Origin of the sequence: Enterobacter sp. UCD-UG_FMILLET, assembly GCF_000762975.1 — a bacterium.
Classification (GTDB): Bacteria; Pseudomonadota; Gammaproteobacteria; order Enterobacterales; family Enterobacteriaceae; genus Enterobacter; species Enterobacter dykesii.
Map to the genome: position 1 here is coordinate 1 of NZ_JRJC01000051.1, position 547 is coordinate 547.

Consider the following 547-nt stretch of genomic DNA (forward strand, 5'->3'; position numbering starts at 1 on the left):
GATGCGCGCCTCTCCGCTGGGCTGCCTGCTCCCGGCCACGCGTCTGGAACACTTTGTTGAGCAGGTGGCGCTGGCCTCCGCCTGCTCCCGGCCACGCGTCTGGAACACTTTGTTGAGCAGGTGGCGCTGGCCTCCAGCCCGACCCATAAATCCGACCTCGCTATTGCCGGCGCGGTGGTGATTGCCTGGGCGATTTCCCGCGCCGTTGACGGCGAAAGCTGGCAGAACATCGTCGATGCGCTGCCGGGTATCGCCCGCTACGCGCAGGAGGCGAAAACCACCACCTTCAGCGCGTCGCTGGCGGACTCAACCCCGTTGGCTTCCCGTACGGTCTTAAGCGCCAGCTCAATACGTGCCGCCAGCGAGCAGGTTTACCAGCTTGTGGGGGCCGGAACCAGCACCATTGAGTCCGTTCCGGCGGCCATTGCGATGGTCGAACTGGCGGGAACCGACCCAAACCGCTGCGCCATTTTATGCGCCAACCTGGGCGGCGATACCGACACTATTGGCGCGATGGCGACGGCCATCTGCGGCGCGCTCCATGGCG

1 pseudogene is annotated in these 547 nt (G+C 65.6%); it reads left to right on the top strand.

Features of this window, described 5'->3' with window-relative positions:
- Positions 1-81 precede the first annotated feature (81 nt).
- Positions 82-547 (top strand): annotated as a pseudogene (locus LA04_RS22590) (ADP-ribosylglycohydrolase family protein); the annotation flags it as partial.